Origin of the sequence: Paenibacillus sophorae (assembly GCF_018966525.1) — a bacterium.
Lineage (GTDB): Bacteria > Bacillota > Bacilli > Paenibacillales > Paenibacillaceae > Paenibacillus_AQ > Paenibacillus_AQ sophorae.
This window is the reverse complement of record NZ_CP076607.1, coordinates 1,827,251-1,845,176: the sequence shown is the minus strand read 5'-3', so window position 1 is coordinate 1,845,176 and position 17,926 is coordinate 1,827,251. Positions and strand designations below refer to the sequence as shown.

20 protein-coding genes, 1 pseudogene and 1 other annotated feature are annotated in these 17,926 nt (G+C 54.7%); of the genes and pseudogenes, 2 read left to right on the top strand and 19 right to left on the bottom strand.

Annotated features, from left to right (window positions below; all coding sequences use genetic code 11):
* Nucleotides 1-110: 110 nt before the first annotated feature.
* The 10 genes from KP014_RS08600 to KP014_RS08555 form a co-directional block, all read right to left on the bottom strand.
* A complete protein-coding gene (locus KP014_RS08600) occupies nt 111-299 on the bottom strand; it encodes a hypothetical protein (RefSeq protein ID WP_090834753.1) in 189 nt (62 codons plus the stop codon).
* A gap of 71 nt (nt 300-370) precedes the next feature.
* Nucleotides 371-1,410, bottom strand: a protein-coding gene (locus KP014_RS08595; RefSeq protein ID WP_254776487.1) for an IS630 family transposase whose coding sequence is annotated in 2 segments (ribosomal slippage) — nt 371-910 and nt 913-1,410 — 1,038 coding nt in all. Because the reading frame shifts where the segments join, the coding sequence is not laid out codon by codon here.
* A 146-nt stretch (nt 1,411-1,556) separates the two neighbouring features.
* Nucleotides 1,557-1,817, bottom strand: a complete 261-nt coding sequence (locus KP014_RS08590; RefSeq protein ID WP_090834754.1) for a DUF6693 family protein — start codon at nt 1,815-1,817, stop codon at nt 1,557-1,559.
* A 230-nt stretch (nt 1,818-2,047) separates the two neighbouring features.
* Nucleotides 2,048-3,676: a chaperonin GroEL gene (gene groL / locus KP014_RS08585; protein WP_090834756.1), complete on the bottom strand. Its 1,629-nt coding sequence runs from the start codon at nt 3,674-3,676 to the stop codon at nt 2,048-2,050.
* Between the two features lie 64 nt (nt 3,677-3,740).
* Nucleotides 3,741-4,022, bottom strand: a complete 282-nt coding sequence (gene groES / locus KP014_RS08580; RefSeq protein ID WP_025688079.1) for a co-chaperone GroES — start codon at nt 4,020-4,022, stop codon at nt 3,741-3,743.
* 356 nt (nt 4,023-4,378) lie between these two features.
* A complete protein-coding gene (gene tatC, locus KP014_RS08575; RefSeq protein ID WP_036604800.1) occupies nt 4,379-5,149 on the bottom strand; it encodes a twin-arginine translocase subunit TatC in 771 nt (256 codons plus the stop codon).
* A 184-nt stretch (nt 5,150-5,333) separates the two neighbouring features.
* A complete protein-coding gene (gene tatA, locus KP014_RS08570; protein WP_036604801.1) occupies nt 5,334-5,570 on the bottom strand; it encodes a twin-arginine translocase TatA/TatE family subunit in 237 nt (78 codons plus the stop codon).
* Between the two features lie 163 nt (nt 5,571-5,733).
* On the bottom strand, nt 5,734-6,219 hold the full coding sequence (locus tag KP014_RS08565) for a MogA/MoaB family molybdenum cofactor biosynthesis protein (protein WP_036604802.1): 486 nt from the start codon (nt 6,217-6,219) through the stop codon (nt 5,734-5,736).
* A gap of 46 nt (nt 6,220-6,265) precedes the next feature.
* Nucleotides 6,266-6,742: a cyclic pyranopterin monophosphate synthase MoaC gene (gene moaC / locus KP014_RS08560; protein ID WP_036604817.1), complete on the bottom strand. Its 477-nt coding sequence runs from the start codon at nt 6,740-6,742 to the stop codon at nt 6,266-6,268.
* Between the two features lie 5 nt (nt 6,743-6,747).
* Nucleotides 6,748-7,377: a 5-formyltetrahydrofolate cyclo-ligase gene (locus KP014_RS08555; protein WP_036604803.1), complete on the bottom strand. Its 630-nt coding sequence runs from the start codon at nt 7,375-7,377 to the stop codon at nt 6,748-6,750.
* Nucleotides 7,378-7,668: 291 nt separating this feature from the next.
* Between KP014_RS08555 and KP014_RS08550 the strand changes: the two genes are divergently transcribed.
* Complete coding sequence (locus KP014_RS08550) at nt 7,669-9,621, top strand: ABC-F family ATP-binding cassette domain-containing protein (RefSeq protein ID WP_036604805.1); 1,953 nt, start codon at nt 7,669-7,671, stop codon at nt 9,619-9,621.
* Nucleotides 9,622-10,130: 509 nt separating this feature from the next.
* On the opposite strand, the pseudogene KP014_RS08545 reads toward KP014_RS08550, so the two are convergent.
* The 9 genes and pseudogenes from KP014_RS08545 to KP014_RS08505 form a co-directional block, all read right to left on the bottom strand.
* Nucleotides 10,131-11,307, bottom strand: a pseudogene (locus KP014_RS08545) (2-isopropylmalate synthase); the annotation flags it as partial.
* Nucleotides 11,288-11,821 carry a hypothetical protein gene (locus KP014_RS08540; protein WP_216700480.1) on the bottom strand — a complete coding sequence of 178 codons (534 nt, stop codon included), beginning with the start codon at nt 11,819-11,821 and terminating at the stop codon, nt 11,288-11,290. The gene KP014_RS08540 and the pseudogene KP014_RS08545, both read right to left, overlap by 20 nt.
* Nucleotides 11,787-12,128 (bottom strand) — a binding site (T-box leader). Its footprint overlaps the gene before it by 35 nt.
* Before the next feature lie 42 nt (nt 12,129-12,170).
* On the bottom strand, nt 12,171-13,220 hold the full coding sequence (gene tsaD, locus KP014_RS08535) for a tRNA (adenosine(37)-N6)-threonylcarbamoyltransferase complex transferase subunit TsaD (protein ID WP_036604809.1): 1,050 nt from the start codon (nt 13,218-13,220) through the stop codon (nt 12,171-12,173).
* Nucleotides 13,217-13,741 (bottom strand): ribosomal protein S18-alanine N-acetyltransferase, encoded by a 525-nt coding sequence (gene rimI / locus KP014_RS08530; protein ID WP_036604811.1) that lies wholly within the window; start codon nt 13,739-13,741, stop codon nt 13,217-13,219. Before rimI ends, tsaD begins: the two co-directional genes overlap by 4 nt.
* The gene (gene tsaB / locus KP014_RS08525; protein ID WP_036604813.1) at nt 13,738-14,571 is read right to left on the bottom strand and encodes a tRNA (adenosine(37)-N6)-threonylcarbamoyltransferase complex dimerization subunit type 1 TsaB; all 834 of its coding nucleotides are present in this window, start codon (nt 14,569-14,571) and stop codon (nt 13,738-13,740) included. Before tsaB ends, rimI begins: the two co-directional genes overlap by 4 nt.
* A complete protein-coding gene (gene tsaE, locus KP014_RS08520) occupies nt 14,555-15,061 on the bottom strand; it encodes a tRNA (adenosine(37)-N6)-threonylcarbamoyltransferase complex ATPase subunit type 1 TsaE (protein WP_090834763.1) in 507 nt (168 codons plus the stop codon). Before tsaE ends, tsaB begins: the two co-directional genes overlap by 17 nt.
* 115 nt (nt 15,062-15,176) lie before the next feature.
* Nucleotides 15,177-16,169, bottom strand: a complete 993-nt coding sequence (locus KP014_RS08515; protein WP_051499783.1) for a DMT family transporter — start codon at nt 16,167-16,169, stop codon at nt 15,177-15,179.
* A gap of 221 nt (nt 16,170-16,390) precedes the next feature.
* Entirely contained in the window at nt 16,391-16,576 is a 186-nt protein-coding gene (locus tag KP014_RS08510; protein ID WP_036593056.1) for an H-type small acid-soluble spore protein, read from the bottom strand.
* 4 nt (nt 16,577-16,580) lie between these two features.
* Entirely contained in the window at nt 16,581-16,730 is a 150-nt protein-coding gene (locus tag KP014_RS08505) for a hypothetical protein (protein WP_175491970.1), read from the bottom strand.
* Between the two features lie 200 nt (nt 16,731-16,930).
* On the opposite strand from KP014_RS08505, the gene ku reads away from it, so the two are divergent.
* Nucleotides 16,931-17,926 carry a non-homologous end joining protein Ku gene (gene ku, locus KP014_RS08500; protein ID WP_090834764.1) on the top strand — a complete coding sequence of 332 codons (996 nt, stop codon included), beginning with the start codon at nt 16,931-16,933 and terminating at the stop codon, nt 17,924-17,926.

Sequence of the window (17,926 nt, the reverse complement as noted above, 5' to 3'; positions counted from 1 at the left end):
CTCGGAGAAGACACTTTGAGATTCCGCTGCGGCAAGATATAGGAAAAAGCTGATATCTGAAATAAGAAAAAATCCTAATGACCTTAAAGGTTACTAGTAACTTGACCACATCAAATTTGAGGATAAAGATGCTTTAATTTACCTCTAGCCTGCTTGGGGATGGCCCCTTGGTTTTCATCCGAAAGTAGGAGTACTAGACAGCGGCGGCGAATGCCAGGGGATGTAGAATCAGCATGGAGAAGTTGTTCAATCCGTTTGCGTTCCTTCGGTTCGAGTCGAACCTCGTATTTTTTGTTCATCTGCAAGCCCTCCATATTTTTCTTATAGGATTAGCTTAAAACTATATAAGTTGAACGAAAGAAGATAGCAATCAAAGCCGAACGCATAGGCGGTCAATAATTACATGAGGATGCTTCATGATTTCATCCATAAACTGCCCGACACGCAGACGGATTTCGGAAACGTTGGAATAGAACACATTGTTGATCACACTGGACTTGAGCCATTTCCAGAGTCCTTCTACGATATTTAACTGCGGGCTGTATGGTGGCAAAAACACGAGCTGAAGCCGATTTTTCTGCTCTTCCAGAAACGGCTGAAGCAGCTTGGCATGATAAATCCGGGCATTATCTAACACAAGAACCAGTTTCCCCGTTGGATAAGCCGCGAGGACCTTCTGAAGAAAGGCAAGAAAAGTTTCGGCGGTATATTCTTCGTCTTCTTGCCAAACGATTCGTCCCGTCTCATAGTCAACCGTCGCGAGTAGCTTGACCCCGCGATGCTTGCCTGTGGTTGGAATGATTCGTTGCTTCCCGCGAAGAAACCAGGTTTTCTGAATCACTTGATAATCCCGAATCATGGACTCATCCTCGAACAGCAAGTGATCGATTTCATCATTCAGTATCTTTTTTTCAAATCGGGAAAGGTCGTTTCGATAAACTGGCGTTGCTTTTCGGGATCTGCTGCCGCGAGCGTGTAGGTTGGTTTCGTATAGCTGAGCCCTAATCGTTCCATTACCTTGGAGATGCCTCGGAGCGAGTAGCGGTGGCCCCATTCTCGTTCCACATACGTGGCAATGAGCTCAAGCGTCCAATTGTGCTTGGCTGTAAAGCCGACCTCGTGGGGGACCGAATAGGCGACGGTCTGTTTCAACTGATCCTGCTGTTCCTTAGTCAACCGAGTAGGAGCACCCGATGAGTGTTTAAGTTTCAAGGCTGCCAATCCACCGTTTTCGTACGTATGAATGTAACTGCTCACCGTCATTCGGTTTCGATTCAGAATGTCAGCGATCGCCGTCATAGATGTGCCTTTCAAATACAAATAGATGGCTTGATAACGTTCATACATGCGCCGCTCTTTGGCTTGTTTCATGGCTTCTGTTACTTTTTCCAGTTCGGTATGCTTATCCATGACGTTCCCCACTTGTCCTTTTCTTGATCTGTTTCTTATTCGACAAATGGTTCATTTTTCCCTTGCCAGGGTTTGCTAAGAACTTTGATTCAACTTATATAGAACCAAAAACGGTCAAGGTAATAGGACTTTCATTTTAATTAAGTTTAGAAATGTGTATGCTTTACTCTCCACTGCTCGAGCTTAATAAAAAGCCAGAAAGAGTAAATTCCGAGCGTGATAACAGAAAGCAGCCACCATTTAACCCAGTTACCGAAAAGCTGAACAGCTGTCCCATCAAATCGAAGCCTTCTTTCATTGATAACGGTGTGTTCGACCTTCCATCTATAAAGGACAACCTGCGCCCAAGGATAGCAGATGCCGAAGGTAATAAGTGTTACAATGATTCCCAAGATACACCAGCCTATGTACTATGGTAAGCGCGTTGGTCACGATGATGCAAAGACCACCCTTAAGGTATACACTCACGTCACCAACAAGATGCGGCGAAACGATGCGGACAAGCTCAAAATACACTTCGCTAACATCTTGAATCCAATAAATCCGCAAGAAAAGTGATTTTTATGTGATTTTACCCAAAAGAAAAACCCTTGAAATGCCCAGATCACCAGGCAAATCAAGGGTTTTGGTATAACATTTACATCATGCCGCCCATACCGCCCATGCCACCCATGTCAGGCGCGCCGGCTTTTTCAGGCTCTGGCTTGTCGGCGATAACGGCTTCGGTGGTCAGGAACAGGCCGGCTACGGATGCAGCATGCTGCAGCGCGTAGCGGGTTACCTTCGCAGGGTCGACGATACCGGCTTCGATCATGTTGACCCATTCGTCGGTAGCGGCGTTGTAGCCTACGCCGATTTCTTCTTTCTTCAGACGCTCAACGATAACGGAGCCTTCTTGACCCGCGTTCGCGGCGATCGTGCGGATCGGCTCTTCCAGGGAGCGGAGCACGATGTTCACGCCAGTCTTTTCGTCGCCTGTCGCTTCAACAGCGGCTACGGCGCCGTATACGTTGATCAGGGCTGTACCGCCACCGGATACGATACCTTCTTCAACCGCAGCGCGGGTAGCGTTCAGGGCGTCTTCAATGCGCAGCTTGCGCTCTTTCAGCTCGGTTTCGGTAGCAGCGCCGACTTTTACTACGGCTACGCCGCCGGACAGCTTCGCCAGACGCTCTTGCAGCTTCTCCTTGTCGAACTCGGAAGTGGTTTCTTCCAGTTGGGAACGGATTTGGCTGACGCGGGCTTGAATGTCTTCCTTCGCGCCGCTTCCGTCAACGATTGTCGTGTTCTCTTTCGTTACGCGCACTTGACGAGCGTTACCCAGCTGCTCGACAGTTGTGCTCTTCAGGTCAAGACCGAGCTTCTCGGTGATGACTTGGCCGCCGGTCAGAGCGGCAATATCCTGCAGCATCGCTTCGCGGCGGTCGCCAAAGCCAGGAGCTTTAACGGCAACGGCGTTGAACGTTCCGCGCAGTTTATTCACGATCAGCATCGCTTGAGCTTCGCCTTCGATGTCTTCGGCGATGATAACAAGCGGTCTGGCTTGTTGTACGATTTTTTCAAGCAGCGGCAGGATTTCTTGCGTACTGCTGATCTTTTTATCGGTGATGAGGATGTAAGGGTTATCCAGCACAGCTTCCATTTTGTCCGTATCGGTAATCATGTACGGGGAGATGTAGCCGCGGTCGAACTGCATGCCTTCCACCACTTCAAGCTCGGTCAGGAAGCCGCGGGATTCTTCAACGGTGATTACACCGTCTTTGCCCACTTTTTCCATAGCTTCGGCGATCAGTTGGCCTACTTCTTCGTCGGCTGCGGAGATAGCCGCAACTTGGGCGATGGATTGTTTGTTTTCAATCGGTTTGGAGATCTTTTGCAGTTCTTCCACTGCGGCGCGAACCGCTTTGTCGATACCTTTGCGCAGACCGATTGGGCTGGCGCCGGCAGTTACGTTCTTCAGACCTTCGCGGATCAGCGCTTGAGCCAGAACAGTGGCAGTCGTCGTACCGTCACCGGCCACGTCGTTCGTTTTGGTAGCGACTTCTTTAACCAGTTGAGCGCCCATGTTCTCGAACGCGTCTTCCAGCTCGATTTCCTTGGCGATTGTTACGCCGTCGTTCGTAATCAGCGGGCTGCCGAATTTCTTCTCCAGCACCACGTTGCGGCCTTTAGGTCCGAGTGTTACCTTTACCGCGTTTGCCAAAGCGTCTACCCCGCGCAGCATCGCGCGGCGGGCGTCTTCACTGAACTTGATATCTTTTGCCATTATCAAAATACCTCCCTATGAATTGTAAGTATCGGTATTGAATTCTTATGAACGCCTACGGGAATTAACCCAGAATCGCGTGAATGTCGCTTTCTTTCATAATCAAATATTCTTTGCCTTCATACTTGATTTCGGTTCCCGCATACTTCGAGAAAATCACGCGGTCGCCTTCCTTTACTTCCAGCGGTACGCGAACTCCGTCTTTCAGAGCGCCGCTGCCTACGGCCACGATTTTGCCTTCCTGCGGCTTCTCCTTGGCAGAGTCCGGAAGCACGATACCGAACGAAGTCGTTTCCTCCTGCTCGATCGGTTCCACCAGTACGCGTTCACCTAAAGGTTTGATCATGAAAAATAGCCTCCTTTGAAAATTATGTTGTTGTACTTGAACACAAGTTTGAAGAATGACGTTCCCGAAAAGCTCGTTCCGGCGCATTCATGGAATATGAGAGTCGGCTGTCCGGCTCAGCATATCCTTTCGCTCTGTTAGCACTCAACAGTCAGTAGTGCTAACAACAATTTTTATATTACTCAACTTGACTGCGGATTTCAAGTCCTTTTGCTCTTTTTTCTAGACGAATTTGGAAAAAAGCTGATCTGCCCGGGTTGTCCAAGCCATACCCTCTTTCATTCTATCCATAGCCAGTAAAAATATGCCTGCTTCCCTCGGCAAACCGCGTATCGGACTGTCCGGCGCATACACCCTCAGGCGTGATCGCCTGCAGTGTACCGGGCTTCCAGCGCCGCATCGGCGGCGAGCTGCTTGCGGTAAACAAACGCGGACAGGAATACACTGAATTCGTAGAGAACCAGCAAAGGTATAGTCACCAAAAAATCCGATATAAAATCGGGCGGCGTGATAACCACCGCAATGAAGATCAGCGCGAAATAGGCGTAGCGCCGTACCTTGCGAAGCCGGAGCGGATTCAGAATCCGAAGTCTGGTCAGGAACATGACGATCAGGGGCAGCTCGAACAGCAGCGCCATCGGCAGCACCAGGCTGAACATGAAATTGAAATACTGCGCAATGCCGTACGTCTCCTCAAGTCCCATATCGCGCGTAACCGAGACGGTGAAGGAAAGAGCCATCGGAAATACGATATAGTAAGCGAAAAGGAGACCCAGCACGAACAGAAGCAGCGCGTACGGCACGTACCGCAGGGCGGTGCTCCGTTCCACCGGCCGCAGGCCGGGACTGACGAATGCCCAGAGCTGATAGATGATGAACGGCAAGGTTACGATTAGCGATACGGCCATGGCAATCTTCATGTACATGCCGATGCCGTCCCAGAACGAGAAGGCGTGCAGCACAAAGCCCCGGGCCGTATCGGCTGCGATCAAGTATTCGTAAACCGGCTTCGCGCAGAACAGTCCGCCCGCCAGTCCGATGACGAACACAACGAGTATGTATATGATTCTTTTGCGCAGCTCCGTAAGATGTTCGACTACCGTCATGGCTCCGGATTGCAAAGGCATGTTCCTCCCCCTTCCCGCCGTGTAAGCAGCATTCCCGGCTTGCGCCCGTTGCTGTAAACTTGCCTGTATGTCATACCCGGATAGTGTGCAGCAGGAGTACTCCCTAAAAAAAGAGGCGCCCCGTAAAGTCCGGGGACTTAAGGGCGCCTCCGCTTGTAGTCTTATCAATTCAAGCTTGCGGATGTTATTCCGGCAAACGCTTCTCCAGGGAAACGGGAGCATTCTGCGCAGCCGCAGATGCAGGAGCTTCGTTCTTGTCCGCCGGCTCGGTGTCGGCAATAATATCACGGGTCCCTTCCTTAAATTCACGGAAGGTTCTTCCGACAGCACGGCCCAACTCGGGCAGCTTATTCGGACCAAAGAGCAGCAAAGCCAGAATGACGAGCAGTATGATCCCCGGCGCCCCAATACCGTTAAACATGTTCATTCCTCCTTGTCGCATGTTCCGTTCATGACACCGTTTTCGACATAACTATAATACCATAATTTATATCACACATGCATCTGTTATCTGTGTCGAAAGTCAAACGGAGACAATTATCTGAAAAGGAAAATTAGGTAAAAGCAAGGACTGCCGCAGATCGTTACTGCCGATATTGTCCGGTCACCATCAGCAACGCCTCTGGCAGTTGATCCATAATGGCGGCCAGATGTTCATGCACGCCCTTCGGAGTGCCCGGGAGATTGACGATCAGCGTCCGGCCGCGAATGCCGCAGATGCCGCGGAACAGCATAGCCGTGCGGTTCTTATGCATCACCGCGCTGCGCATCGCCTCCGGCATCCCCGGTACTTCCCGTTCAATGACCCGGCGCGTCGCTTCCGGCGTAACGTCACGAATCGCCAGTTCGGTCCCGCCTGTCGTCAGCACCAGATCGGCCTGGAAATAATCGGTCAATTCGATGAGCGCCGCAATGATTTCATCCAGTTCGTCGGGTACAATCCGGTACTCGACGATCTCCCCTCCGAGTTCCTCCTCAACCAGTTCGCGGATGACCTGGGCGCTCGTATCCTCCCGCTCGCCCCGGGCCCCCTTGTCGCTGGCCGTCAGGATTGCTGTCTTCCACGCCATAGGTTTCTCCTTCCTCTCTACCCTCGTTATGTAATGATACGCAAAACTACGCTTCTTCGCGGACATAATCGCCGTTCTTACCGCCGGTCTTGGACGCAAGCAGCGTCGGACCGATCACCATGTCTTTCTGCAGCGCCTTGCACATGTCATACACCGTCAGCGCCGCTGCGGAAACAGCGGTCAACGCCTCCATCTCCACCCCTGTCTTGCCGGTGGTCTTAACTGTCGCTTCTATATAAAGTTCATCTGTGTTGTTGTCCGTAAAGTGAATGTCGATGCCCGTCAAAGACAGCGGATGGCACATTGGTATCCAGTCGGCCGTCTTCTTGGCAGCCATGATCCCCGCGACCTGGGCCACGGCAAGCACATCGCCTTTGCCGATTGAGCCGGCCTTGATGGCGCTCAGCGTTTCCGGCGCCATCCGCACCATGCTCTGTGCGGTTGCAGTACGCTTGGTCACTTCTTTGTCGCTTACATCGACCATGCGGGCTCTTCCCTGCCCGTTGAAATGAGTCATCTCCATCATCGTCAATCCCCTTTCTTTCGGCAGTTCAGCATTCCTTCCTCGGTAATCAGCATGTCCATATAAGCGTCATGGACATCCATCGGCACCTCTGGCAGCACCTGCGCGCCATATGCGAGGCCGATCCAGACCGTGTTCTCCGGTGTTCCTGACGCGGAGACCCGGAAGCGGGCCCACAGCCGGTCATAATAACCCCGGCCGTAACCCAGCCTTCCTCCCCTGGCATCGAAAGCCAGGCCCGGGACGAAGACAACCAACGGGCCGGCTTCTTCCCCAATTGCCGGAGAAGTCTCCGCCGGCTCGGGAATGCCGTATGCTCCCTGGGCCAGCTCGTTCCACGACTCCACCCTGTGCAGCGACAGCTCCCCGGTATCGGCATGGACACGGGGGAGAATAACCTTGCGCTCGTTAGCCCAGCACCACTCGATCAGAGGGCGCGTATCCAGCTCGGAGCGGAACGGAACGTAGACCATAAGCGATTTCACACCGGTTTCCTCCAGCCACTCCAATGCATGTCGGCACACGAGTGAGGACCACTCCCCCCTCCGCAGCGGATTTATTTCGTCGCGGACAGCGGCAGCGCGGCTGCGCAGCTCGCGCTTGGAGGCGACAAGCTGCAAATCCCCGTCTGTCACTCTTCTGCCTCCTTTATAATTCTTGCTCTTATCCTTGGCTAACCAAGATATATAAATTTCCGCTGAAAGTCCGTACCCTCACACGGCAAGCAGCGGAATAAATGTCTGACATTGCAAGGTAATTCATTACCTTCAGTTTACCACTCTTACTTCAATTTCGCCAAGATAACCCCGGAACCCTTCGACCTCGCGCAAAAAAGTCTTTTCATGTAAACTATATTTAGGAATAAAGGTCCATAAGCGGCGCTGACCCAGCGCCGATGGCGGCTTAAGGGTGGAGGATTCATCAACATGCTTCTTCAAGCAACAGGTATTACGAAATTATACGGCATCCAGCCCGTGCTGGAAGGCATCAACCTGCAGGTAAACGAGCGGGAACGGGTCGGGCTCGTCGGCGTCAACGGAGCCGGCAAGTCGACCCTGCTGAAAATACTGGCCGGTGAGCTGTCCCATGACGGCGGTCATATTCATAAATCCAAGGAAACGACAGTGGGGTATCTGGCCCAGAACAGCGGGCTGCAATCGGAGCGGACCATTCACGAGGAAATGCTGTCCGTATTCGCTCCGCTCATCGAAGCCGAAGCGGAACTTCGGCAGTTGGAGAAACAGATCGCCGATCCGGCCACTGCGGAGGACGAGAAGCGTTACGGGGAGCTGCTGGAACGTTACGCCTTCCGGTCAGACTGGTTCAAGGACCACGGCGGGTATGAAATGAACACGCGGATACGCAGCGTTCTGCACGGTATGGGCTTTGGGGATTTCCCTCCCGACACGTCAATTTCAACCTTGAGCGGCGGGCAGAAGACCCGCCTGGCGCTTGCACGCATCCTGCTTCAGGCTCCGGATCTTCTGATGCTGGACGAACCGACCAACCATCTGGACATTGAGACGCTGACCTGGCTGGAGGATTATTTGCGGGGATATTCCGGAGGCATACTGGTCGTATCCCATGACCGCTATTTTCTTGACAGACTCGTCACGACCATCGTGGAAATCGAGCGGCATCAATCGCACCGGTACACGGGAAATTACAGCCGCTACGTGGATCTCAAGGCCGCCGAGTATGAGGGCAGACTCAAACAGTACGAGAAGCAGCAGGGCGAAATCGCCAAAATGGAGGAGTTCGTGCAGCGCAATATCGTGCGGGCGTCCACTACCAAGCGGGCGCAGAGCCGGCGCAAGGCGCTGGAAAAAATGGACCGGATCGAACGGCCGCTCGGCGAGCTGAAAAAGGCGAATTTTTCCTTCGAGCCCGATTTCCACTCCGGCAGAGAAGTGCTGCAGGTCAGGGAAGTCGCTGTGGCCTTCGGGGAGAACGCGCCTTTGTTCAAAAATGCCTCCTTCGAGCTGCGCCGAGGAGATACGGCCGCCCTGATCGGTCCTAACGGCATCGGCAAGTCGACGCTGCTGCAATGTCTGACCGGCACCCGGGAGCCTTCCGCGGGAAGCGTAAACTGGGGAGCAAAGGTCAAGATCGGCTACTACGACCAGGAGCAGACCCGGCTGAATCCGCAGAATACCGTACTTGAGGAGCTGTGGAGCGAATATCCGATGCTGGAGGAGGCGCGAATCCGGACAATTCTCGGCAACTTTCTGTTCAGCGGCGAGGATGTGCAGAAGAAAATCGCCGCGCTCAGCGGGGGCGAAAAAGCGCGCGTGTCGCTCTCCAAGCTGATGCTGCGGGGAGCAAATATGCTTATCCTCGACGAACCGACCAACCATCTTGACCTGATCAGCCGCGAGGTGCTCGAATCGGCGCTGATCGATTTTGAAGGCACGCTGCTCTTCATCTCCCATGACCGCTATTTTCTGAATAAGATGGCGGAACGCGTGCTGGAACTTCATCCGGACGGGATCGACCAGTACCTTGGAAATTACGACGACTATATCGCGAAAAAAGGAGAACTGGAGGATCTGGCAAGCGAAGCCGCAGGGAGCGCACCCTCTTCTCCTCCGACCAGCCTTGAAAGGGATTTATCCGCTCCCGAAAAAGGAGGCGCCTCTTCGTACGAGGCCGACAAACAGGCCAAGCGCGAGGAACGGAGCCGCCAGCGGCGGCTGGCCGAACTGGAAGACGCCATAGCTGGACTGGAGGAAGAGATAGCAGTAATTGAAACGGAGATGACGAAGCCGGAGGTCTATCAGGACTATATGGTGCTGCAGGAGCATGAGCGGGATTTAAACGAAAAGAAACAGCGGCTTGCCGGATTTTTTAGTGAATGGGAAGTTCTTGCTGACGAATAATGGAAGAAAAAAGCCTAACATTCTTTTAACAATTTAGGATTTGGTCACACGCCATTATCCACAAGGTTGTCCCCAGATTTCGTGCATAACTGTTATTAAAAAAAGACCCATCGGGTCTTTTTTTGCGCGTCAAACCGCCGTTTGTTGTGTCAAGCCTTTTTTATCCACCAGATTATCCACATTATCCACACTTTTTACACCCGCTTGTGAAAAACTTACCCGCTGTTCCGGGCATTAAAAAAACAGGCTTAAATGCTGCTTTTACACGATTTTTACACAGAACGGGCAGAATATGTGGATAACCTTGTCCACAGCTTGACAAAAAACGTCCCTCTATGCCTTGCCTGCAAAAAAACGCATCACCCCACACGCTTAAGCGGCGGAAAAGATGCGCTTGCGGTTCATTGAATGGCTTGCAGAGAACATCATTCGTCAAGCTACGGATGATAAGTGTGCACGGTGCTCTGACGGGCCAGCACATGAACCACTCTCAACTAATTTACTTATGCCTGGCGGCTAGGCGATTGGTTTATCATCTGCAGCAGCTGATCGTCACTGACGGTTTTCTGGCGGTCGGCCAGCAGCTTGAAGGATTCGTACAGCTCCTCCAGCTCGGCCGGCTGCAGGTTGATGCCATATTGTGCGGCCCGGTCCTTCAGCGCGTGCCGGCCGGAATGCTTGCCCAGGATGATCATGCTGCGCGGAATGCCAAGGCGCTCCGGATCCATGATTTCGTAGGTGCTGCGGTCTTTGAGCAGTCCATCCTGATGAATGCCCGATTCGTGCTGGAACGCGTTCCGACCCACGACCGGCTTGTTGTAGGCGAGCGGAAAATGCATCATGCATCATCTCGCTTACCAGGCGCGAAGTCTCGTAGAGCTTGTTCAGAGCCAGACCGGTCTTGGCATTCAGCGCCTCGCCCCGGGTTTCCAGCGCCATCGCCAGCTCCTCCAATGCACAGTTGCCCGTCCGTTCGCCGATCCCATTAACGGTAACTTCGATCTGTGTCGCGCCGCCATCAATCGCGGCAAGGCTGTTGGCTACCGCCAGGCCCAGATCGTTATGGCAGTGAGCGCTGTAGCTGACCTTGTCGCCGCCCCTTGCGCCCTGCCGCACCCGCCGGAACATCTCGCCGTATTCATAAGGCAGAGCGTAGCCGACCGTATCCGGCAGATTGATGATCGTCGCTCCCTCCTCAATAACGGCTTCAACCATTTCAATCAGATCGTCGATGCCCGTGCGCGCGGCATCCATTGCCGTAAACTCCACCGTATCGCAGAACTTGCGGGCATAAGCGGTCATTTCCCGGGCAGTCGCCACTACCTCGGCCCGGCTCTTGCGCAGCTGATGGCGCAGATGAATGTCGGATGAGGAAATAAACAGATGGATGCGCCGGCACTCGGCGTCCCGGGTCGCCTGAACAGCCGCATCAATATCGCCTCTGACGGCCCTGGCGAAGCCACAGATTTCCACGTTCCGGATTTGGCGGGAAATCGTCTGGACCGCCGCAAAGTCTCCGGGGCTGGATACCGGGAATCCCGGTTCCAGCACATCCACCCCAAGCTCGGCAAGCTTGCCTGCGAGCACGATTTTCTGCTCCGGCGTTAAGCTTGCTCCCGGCGCCTGTTCCCCGTCTCTGAGCGTTGTATCGAAAATGTTTATCTTCCTATTCGGCTGCACTGTCATTGTAAATTCCTCCCGATTTAAAGTTTAGGGTGTTGTCTTCATCTATCGGAGAATGCAAAAACCCGCCGTCTCCTTCAAAGAGACGGCGGGTTTCCCCTCCGCGGTACCACTCTTCTTGACGCGCGCGTGCGGAAATCTTCATTTCCCTCGGCAGCGTCCAGCTCATCTTCCCCGAAGCACGCTCCATTTCAGGCGGCGCCCTGCAGGGAATGTCCGGTAACGGGGACGATCCGTAAGCCGCGTACCCCGCTGCTTGGCGCGCTGCTTGGATATACCGGATCGGCCGTTCCCCGGTTCCAAATTCAGCGCGGCTGCAAGCCGCGGTCTTTCGCCGCTTCCGCTCCCGGGCGAGATTCAAAGGGGGATGACCGCTGCGTCGCACCAACCCGCAGCTCTCTGCTGTGCCATCCTTCCTTCTACTGCTCCCGTTCAACGCGTTATACTGTCTTTCTTGTAAACAAAAAAAGCCCGCCGTCTCATCAAGAGACGACAGGCTGTGCCTTCGCGGTACCACTCTTGTTGATATATCGTTCAGACGCATAGGCGGCCTCTTCGACATATCCACTTTGCTGTCATGCGGTCCGTTAAAGAATAGATCTTCTTCCCTTTCCGAATGACCGTCCTTTCACGGAGACGATCCGTAACGGCGTACTTTCCACCAGCCGTGCACTGCCGGTTGACGCATGTTCTCCATAGCTGGACATGCATCTCTTCCGCTGTTCCGCTCCCGGACGAGTTCAGGATTCCTTCGGCTGCGTCGCACCGACCCGCAGCTCTCTTTATCCCGGAATAACCTTACTATTTCCGATCATCACGTTTATCATTATGATTGCCACGATTATACGCGCGGACAATCGTTGCTGTCAATAGCCCTTTACCGACCAATCTTCCAGGGAAAAGCCGGGATCGGCCACCATATCCAGCGGCGTTCCACCGTCATGGCTCCATTTCACATAAGCGGCTGCGCCGATCATCGCGGCGTTATCCGTGCAGTACACGGCCGGAGGAATGATCAGCTCAATGCCTTCGCTTTCACAGCGGGCCGCCAGCGCTTCGCGCAGCCCCCGGTTCGCGGCCACGCCGCCGCACAGCAGAAGCTGCCGCGCTTCCGTGGCGCGGACGGCGCGGACGGCTTTTTCCACCAGCACCTCGACGACCGATTCCTGAAAGCCGCGGGCGATAGCCGCCACATCGGGCTCAAGCCCTTTCATCCGGCTCTGGTTCACCAGATTCAGCACCGCCGACTTTAGGCCGCTGAGGCTGAAATCGTAGGAATCCGGCTCCAGCCATACCCTCGGCAGCGCCGCCGCTTCCGCCGCTTCATGCGCCAGCTTGTCCACATGCGGACCTCCGGGATAAGGGAAACCAAGCGCCCGGGCCACCTTGTCGTAGGCTTCGCCAACTGCGTCGTCCCGCGTGCGTCCGATAATCCGGAAGCTCCCTTCCGCTTCCAGACTGACCAGCTCCGTATGTCCCCCGGAAGCTACCAGCGCCAGGCACGGATACTTCAGCTCTTGCACCAGCCGGCCCGCATAAATATGTCCTGCGATATGATGCGTCCCGATTAGCGGCTTGTTCCAGGCCAGCGCGAGTGCTTTGGCGGCCACAACGCCGACCAGCAGAGCTCCAACCAGTCCCGGTCCCTGCGTTACCGCCACCGCGTCCAGCATATCCGGAGTGACCTCGGCCCGGGCAAGCGCCTCTTCAACAATAAGCGTAATGACCTCCACATGCTTGCGGGAGGCCACTTCAGGCACCACACCGCCGAAAGCGCGGTGAGTTTCGATCTGGCTGGAGATGATGTTCGACAGCACCTCCCAGCCGTCTCTTACGACAGCCGCCGACGTCTCGTCGCAGCTTGTCTCGATGGCCAATATATAGACAGGCTTTAGAGCGCCCGTTTCGTCCTTCATTCCAGTCCCACTCTTCCTTCCATAACGCCGTAATCCAGATAAGACGGCAGATCCGCCCACATAATCAGCGCATCCTCGCGGTTGTCGGAATAATATCCCTTACGCAGGCCGGCGGGCCGAAAGCCTTTTTTGCGGTACAAATTCTGGGCGACATCGTTGGATACCCGCACTTCCAGCGTGATCGATTTCATCCCGAGATAGGCGGCCGTCTTCATCAGCTCATCCAGCAGCCTTTCGCCCCATTTGCGCCCCCGGTACGCCTCCAGCAGCGCAATATTCGTCACATGCGCCTCGTCCACAATCGCCCACATTCCCGCGTAGCCGATAATGCGGCCATCAAACTCCATAACCATGTATTTGGCAAAATGATTATGTGTAAGCTCATTGCGGAAGGCCTCTCCTGTCCAGGGCATCGTAAAGGCTTCATGTTCGATCACGAGAATATCGGGGATATCTTCCACTTTCATGAGCCGAAAACCAAGACCTTCTTCCCGCCCTTTTGCCGGTTCAGCTTCCGTCATCTCGATTTCATGCCTCCTTTGCCGGCTTTGAGCAGATTCGCTTCCGCTTCCGCAAGCTGCGTATAATTGGGAATCAGGCCGTGTACATCGTCGATATCTCCGGACGCATGACGCGCTTCCCCAAGAAATCCGACCCAGCGGCCTTCCAACTCATAAGGCAAAACGCGCAGCTCGGAAGCGCCCTCCAGCGGCCCCAGTAATTCTCCACTTCCGTGAACCGCCGTCTCGCCGACAAACCAGAGCCGACGGGGACACTCCCCAATCGCCTTCGCCGTATCCAAGCGCTCCGCAAGAGACTGCACCCAATCCGCCATCAGGCGTATCCGGTCCGGCGCCAGACGCTGCGGCGCACTCCCGCCGTCCACGGCGAACAGAGCCGTGTATGCCTGCCCGCGCCGCGCATCGAGCAGTGGAACAATCCAGTCCGGTCCGAAGCCGTCGGAGGACCGTTCTTGCCCGGCGGCGGCTTCGTCCGGGCTTCCTGCGCCGGCGTTCCAGCCGCCCCAGGCCAGCGCCTGCAGCGTGGACACGCCGACGACGGGCAGCTTCCAGCCCCACGCCAGCGACTTGGCCGCCGTGATGGCAATCCGCGTTCCCGTATAGGAACCGGGCCCTACGCCGACGGAAATGCCGTCCAGCATTTCGCTTCCGCCTGAAGCCTGCAGCGCCTCGCCGATAATCGGCAGAAGATGCACGGAATGGTTGCGTTCTCCCGACGCATTAATTTCATGCAGCACCCTGCCGCCCTCGGTCACCGCCACGCCAAGCGTTGCCGTCGCCGTATCCAGCGCCAAAAACCGCTTGCGCGGCTGTTCATTTGCATTCGTCATGCTTGCTATAACCCCACTTCTGTATCAGACCGCGGCAGACGCCCTCATAAGGCTCTCCGGCTGCGGTTACTGTAATCACGCGTTCCTCCGGCCCGGTCGTCTCCAGGCGGATATGCAGATGCCGCTCGGGCATCAGGTCCGAAAGTATACTGCTCCATTCCACCAGGCAAACTCCCTGTCCGTAGAAATATTCGTCCAAACCAAGCTCGTCCGCCTCCGTGACGGACAGACGGTACACATCCATATGGTAAAGCGGAATACGGCCCGCGTATTCCTTAATAATTGTGAACGTAGGACTGCTGACAATGCCCTGGACTCCCAAATGCCGGGCAAAGCTCTGCGAGAACGCCGTCTTGCCTGCGCCCAAATCGCCGTCGAGTCCGATCACCCAGCCCGGCGCGGCCGCGGCGGCCAGTTCCTCCGCCAATGCTTCGGTCTCCCGCAGGCTGCGGGAATGTAAGGTAAATACCGCTTCCGGATTATTTTCCAACTGCAACAACCATCCTTTGACAGAGCGGCGTATCCGCAGCTATCGTCCGAAATTTTGAATATTTTTTATTATATCGGTCCCACAGCCTTACCGCAACACACCCGGCCCCCGCCTCTCACTGCGCCGAAGAAATGCTCTCCCGTTCACTCCGCTTTACCGGGCGCTTCGCGGGCTTGGAATGGGAGAATAAACTGTGCAGGATCATACCCATAATAATGACGGCAATTCCGGTCCAAGAAACCAGCGACGGAGCGGGAGCGGACAGGATAAGCATCTCTCCGAGCAAAGCAAACAGAACCTCCAGCGACTGTGTGGCCTCCACCGCCGCAAGTCCCGTCATACTGTGTCTGACCATATCGGTGGCCCGGAAGAACAGCACCGTCGCCACGATGCCCGATGAGAGCGCGATGATCAGGGATTGGACCATTTGGCTTCCGGAAGGAAGTCCGGAGTCCGCCCAGCCAAACAGCGCGACCAGCAGCCAGAACGGCATACTGGCCAGCGTCATTCCAAGAATCCGCTGAAATACGTCGAGCCGGCCGCCGCAGAGCTCCATTGTCTTGCGGTTGCCGAGCGGATAGGCGAAGGAAGCAATAAGGACGGGCACGATGCCAAGCAGCACCTGCGAGACCGACAGCTTCTGGGCATGTTCCATCTGCAGCAGCGCGACGCCCGCTAGAATGATCAGGGACAGACCGAGCCCGCGAAGCGGAATTTTGCCCCTTTCAGCAACGGTTCCTTGAGGCCCTTGCATCCGGGTTACGAACAGCGGCGCCAGCAGGGAGCCGGAAATAATCGTAATCTGCCACGTTCCGGCCGTAAGCCAGCCTGGGGCGTAAGCCGCCGCAAAGGTAATCGGGGCGTAGAACAGACCGAAACCGACCGTGCCCCACAGCAGCCAGGCCCAAGGCCTATCCGCCATCTCGCGAAGAAGCGGCTTTAGCCTGCGGCGTCCAGCCACTAGGGCCAACAAAAAGGGCAGCGTGAACAAATACCGCAGCGAGGAGCTCCAGGCCCAGCTTCCTCCGGACAACTCCATCCGGCGGTTTAATACGAAGGTGATGGCAAAAAACAGCGCCGAACAGACGCCAAGCAGCAACGGTCTCAAATCATCAGCTCATTTCTTTATGTCTTGTTTGTTCAGTCAGGACAATATAGTTTATCAAAATTATAACAGCATCGACTTCTATGTCCATACCAAAAAGACGCCTCCACCCTGCTTCCGCAGAGGATATGAAGGCGTCATTTTACGTTGCCAGGAGCTGATTTATTCGCTGCTGTCCCGTTGATTTTTGCTGTCACAATCTTTATTCCAAAGGCTGGTCAATCCTAACGTTTCTGCTCTTCCAGCCGGTCCACGCCAACCGTATGCACATCAGTCGGCCGCGAGCCGACCTGAACCGTCGCCATGCCGTTTGCCGCATCCACATGCTCAATCCATACGGGTTTGCCGTCAAGATGTACAGCGATGTTATCTTTGGAAGCGAAAATATCCTGCGCCCGTTGTACGTCCATTCCTTTATTCCTCCCTTGTAAGCTGATCCGGATCCAGATTGTCCGTGCCCGGAATAATTTCCTCTTCCCGCCGCGAGGCTGTAAGCTCTTCCCAGTCCACGGCTGTTGCCGGTATTTCCGGTCCGCCCTCATTTTCCTGCCAACCGTTGTCCATCAGCATTTCCCCCTGCCATCGCCGCGCCAAGAATTACCGTAATCGGACGGTGTTATGTTCCCCAGCCGCGCACAAATCTATGCGAAGGACAGGCGTAACCGAAATTCTTCAAGGTGTAAAATAACACCCGGCGCCCATACTAAGCCAAAGCGGAATTTTTCAGTGAGGACTTATGACTTTAGAAAACGAGGTGTTATTCGATGCATACCGTTTGGAAAGGCGCAATAAGCTTCGGACTTGTGCATGTGCCGGTCAAAATGTTCTCGGCCACCGAAGATAAAGATGTATCGCTGCGTTATATTCACAAAGCATGCGGCAGCCCCTTGTCCTATGTGCGTAAATGCCCTGTCTGCGACAAGGAAGTGGCCTGGGAGGAAATCGGCAAGGGCTATGAGTATGAAAAAGGGAAATTCGTCATCTTCGACAAGGACGAGCTTGACGCGCTGACGGAAGAAAGCACCAAGAATATTACGATTCTTGACTTTGTGGATTTGAAGGATATTGATCCGATTTATTTTCAAAAAACGTATTATCTGTCCCCCGATCAGGCCGGGGCGGGCGCATATCGGCTGCTAATGGAGGCGATGCGCCAGACGGGGAAAATCGGCGTCGCCAAAATATCGATCCGCTCCAAAAGCAGCCTTGCTGCTATTCGGGTGCTGGAGAACTGCCTCTCCATTGAAACCATGTTCTATCCGGACGAGATCCGGCCCATTTCCCAGGTTCCAAGCCTGCCGGAAGCCGGAGCGGTGAACGACAAGGAGCTGGATATGGCCAAGCTGCTCATTTCTCAGCTGTCGACTCCATTCGAACCGGAGAAATATACCGATGATTACCGGAAACGGATGCTTGATCTGATCGCAAGCAAAGTGGCCGGTGAAGAAATCCGCATTGCTCCGGCGCGGCAGGAAACCAATGTCATCGACTTAATGGCTGCGCTTCAGGCCAGCATCGAGGCGGTGCAGCATATTCCGTCTGATCCAGGAACCCCGGCGGCAGCGGCGGCCAAGCCGCGTAAAACAGCGGGCGGACGAAAAAAAGCCGCAGCGAAGGCTTCCGGCGAGTCCGCAGCGGGCGCGGAGACAGACGGAAGCGCCGCTGGAAATGGCGAAGCAGCTCCGCTTACCTCTCCCGCTTCCGCAATTACACCCAAGCCTAAACGCCGCAGCGCGAAGAACAAGCAGACGGTATCGTAG

What these genes read in the sequence shown, in the direction of transcription:
- tsaB (WP_036604813.1), bottom strand. Translation starts at nt 14,571, where the DNA reads ATGACGAATGCAAATGAACAGCCGCGCAAGCGGTTTTTGGCGCTGGAT.
- KP014_RS08510 (WP_036593056.1), bottom strand. Translation starts at nt 16,576, where the DNA reads ATGGACGTACAACGGGCGCAGGATATTTTCGCTTCCAAAGATAACATC.
- tatA (WP_036604801.1), bottom strand. Translation starts at nt 5,570, where the DNA reads ATGTTTAACGGTATTGGGGCGCCGGGGATCATACTGCTCGTCATTCTG.
- tatC (WP_036604800.1), bottom strand. Translation starts at nt 5,149, where the DNA reads ATGCCTTTGCAATCCGGAGCCATGACGGTAGTCGAACATCTTACGGAG.
- KP014_RS08550 (WP_036604805.1), top strand. Translation starts at nt 7,669, where the DNA reads ATGCTTCTTCAAGCAACAGGTATTACGAAATTATACGGCATCCAGCCC.
- rimI (WP_036604811.1), bottom strand. Translation starts at nt 13,741, where the DNA reads ATGACGGAAGCTGAACCGGCAAAAGGGCGGGAAGAAGGTCTTGGTTTT.
- KP014_RS08565 (WP_036604802.1), bottom strand. Translation starts at nt 6,219, where the DNA reads ATGGCGTGGAAGACAGCAATCCTGACGGCCAGCGACAAGGGGGCCCGG.
- ku (WP_090834764.1), top strand. Translation starts at nt 16,931, where the DNA reads ATGCATACCGTTTGGAAAGGCGCAATAAGCTTCGGACTTGTGCATGTG.
- moaC (WP_036604817.1), bottom strand. Translation starts at nt 6,742, where the DNA reads ATGGAGATGACTCATTTCAACGGGCAGGGAAGAGCCCGCATGGTCGAT.
- tsaD (WP_036604809.1), bottom strand. Translation starts at nt 13,220, where the DNA reads ATGAAGGACGAAACGGGCGCTCTAAAGCCTGTCTATATATTGGCCATC.
- groL (WP_090834756.1), bottom strand. Translation starts at nt 3,676, where the DNA reads ATGGCAAAAGATATCAAGTTCAGTGAAGACGCCCGCCGCGCGATGCTG.
- KP014_RS08505 (WP_175491970.1), bottom strand. Translation starts at nt 16,730, where the DNA reads ATGGACAACGGTTGGCAGGAAAATGAGGGCGGACCGGAAATACCGGCA.
- KP014_RS08600 (WP_090834753.1), bottom strand. Translation starts at nt 299, where the DNA reads ATGAACAAAAAATACGAGGTTCGACTCGAACCGAAGGAACGCAAACGG.
- groES (WP_025688079.1), bottom strand. Translation starts at nt 4,022, where the DNA reads ATGATCAAACCTTTAGGTGAACGCGTACTGGTGGAACCGATCGAGCAG.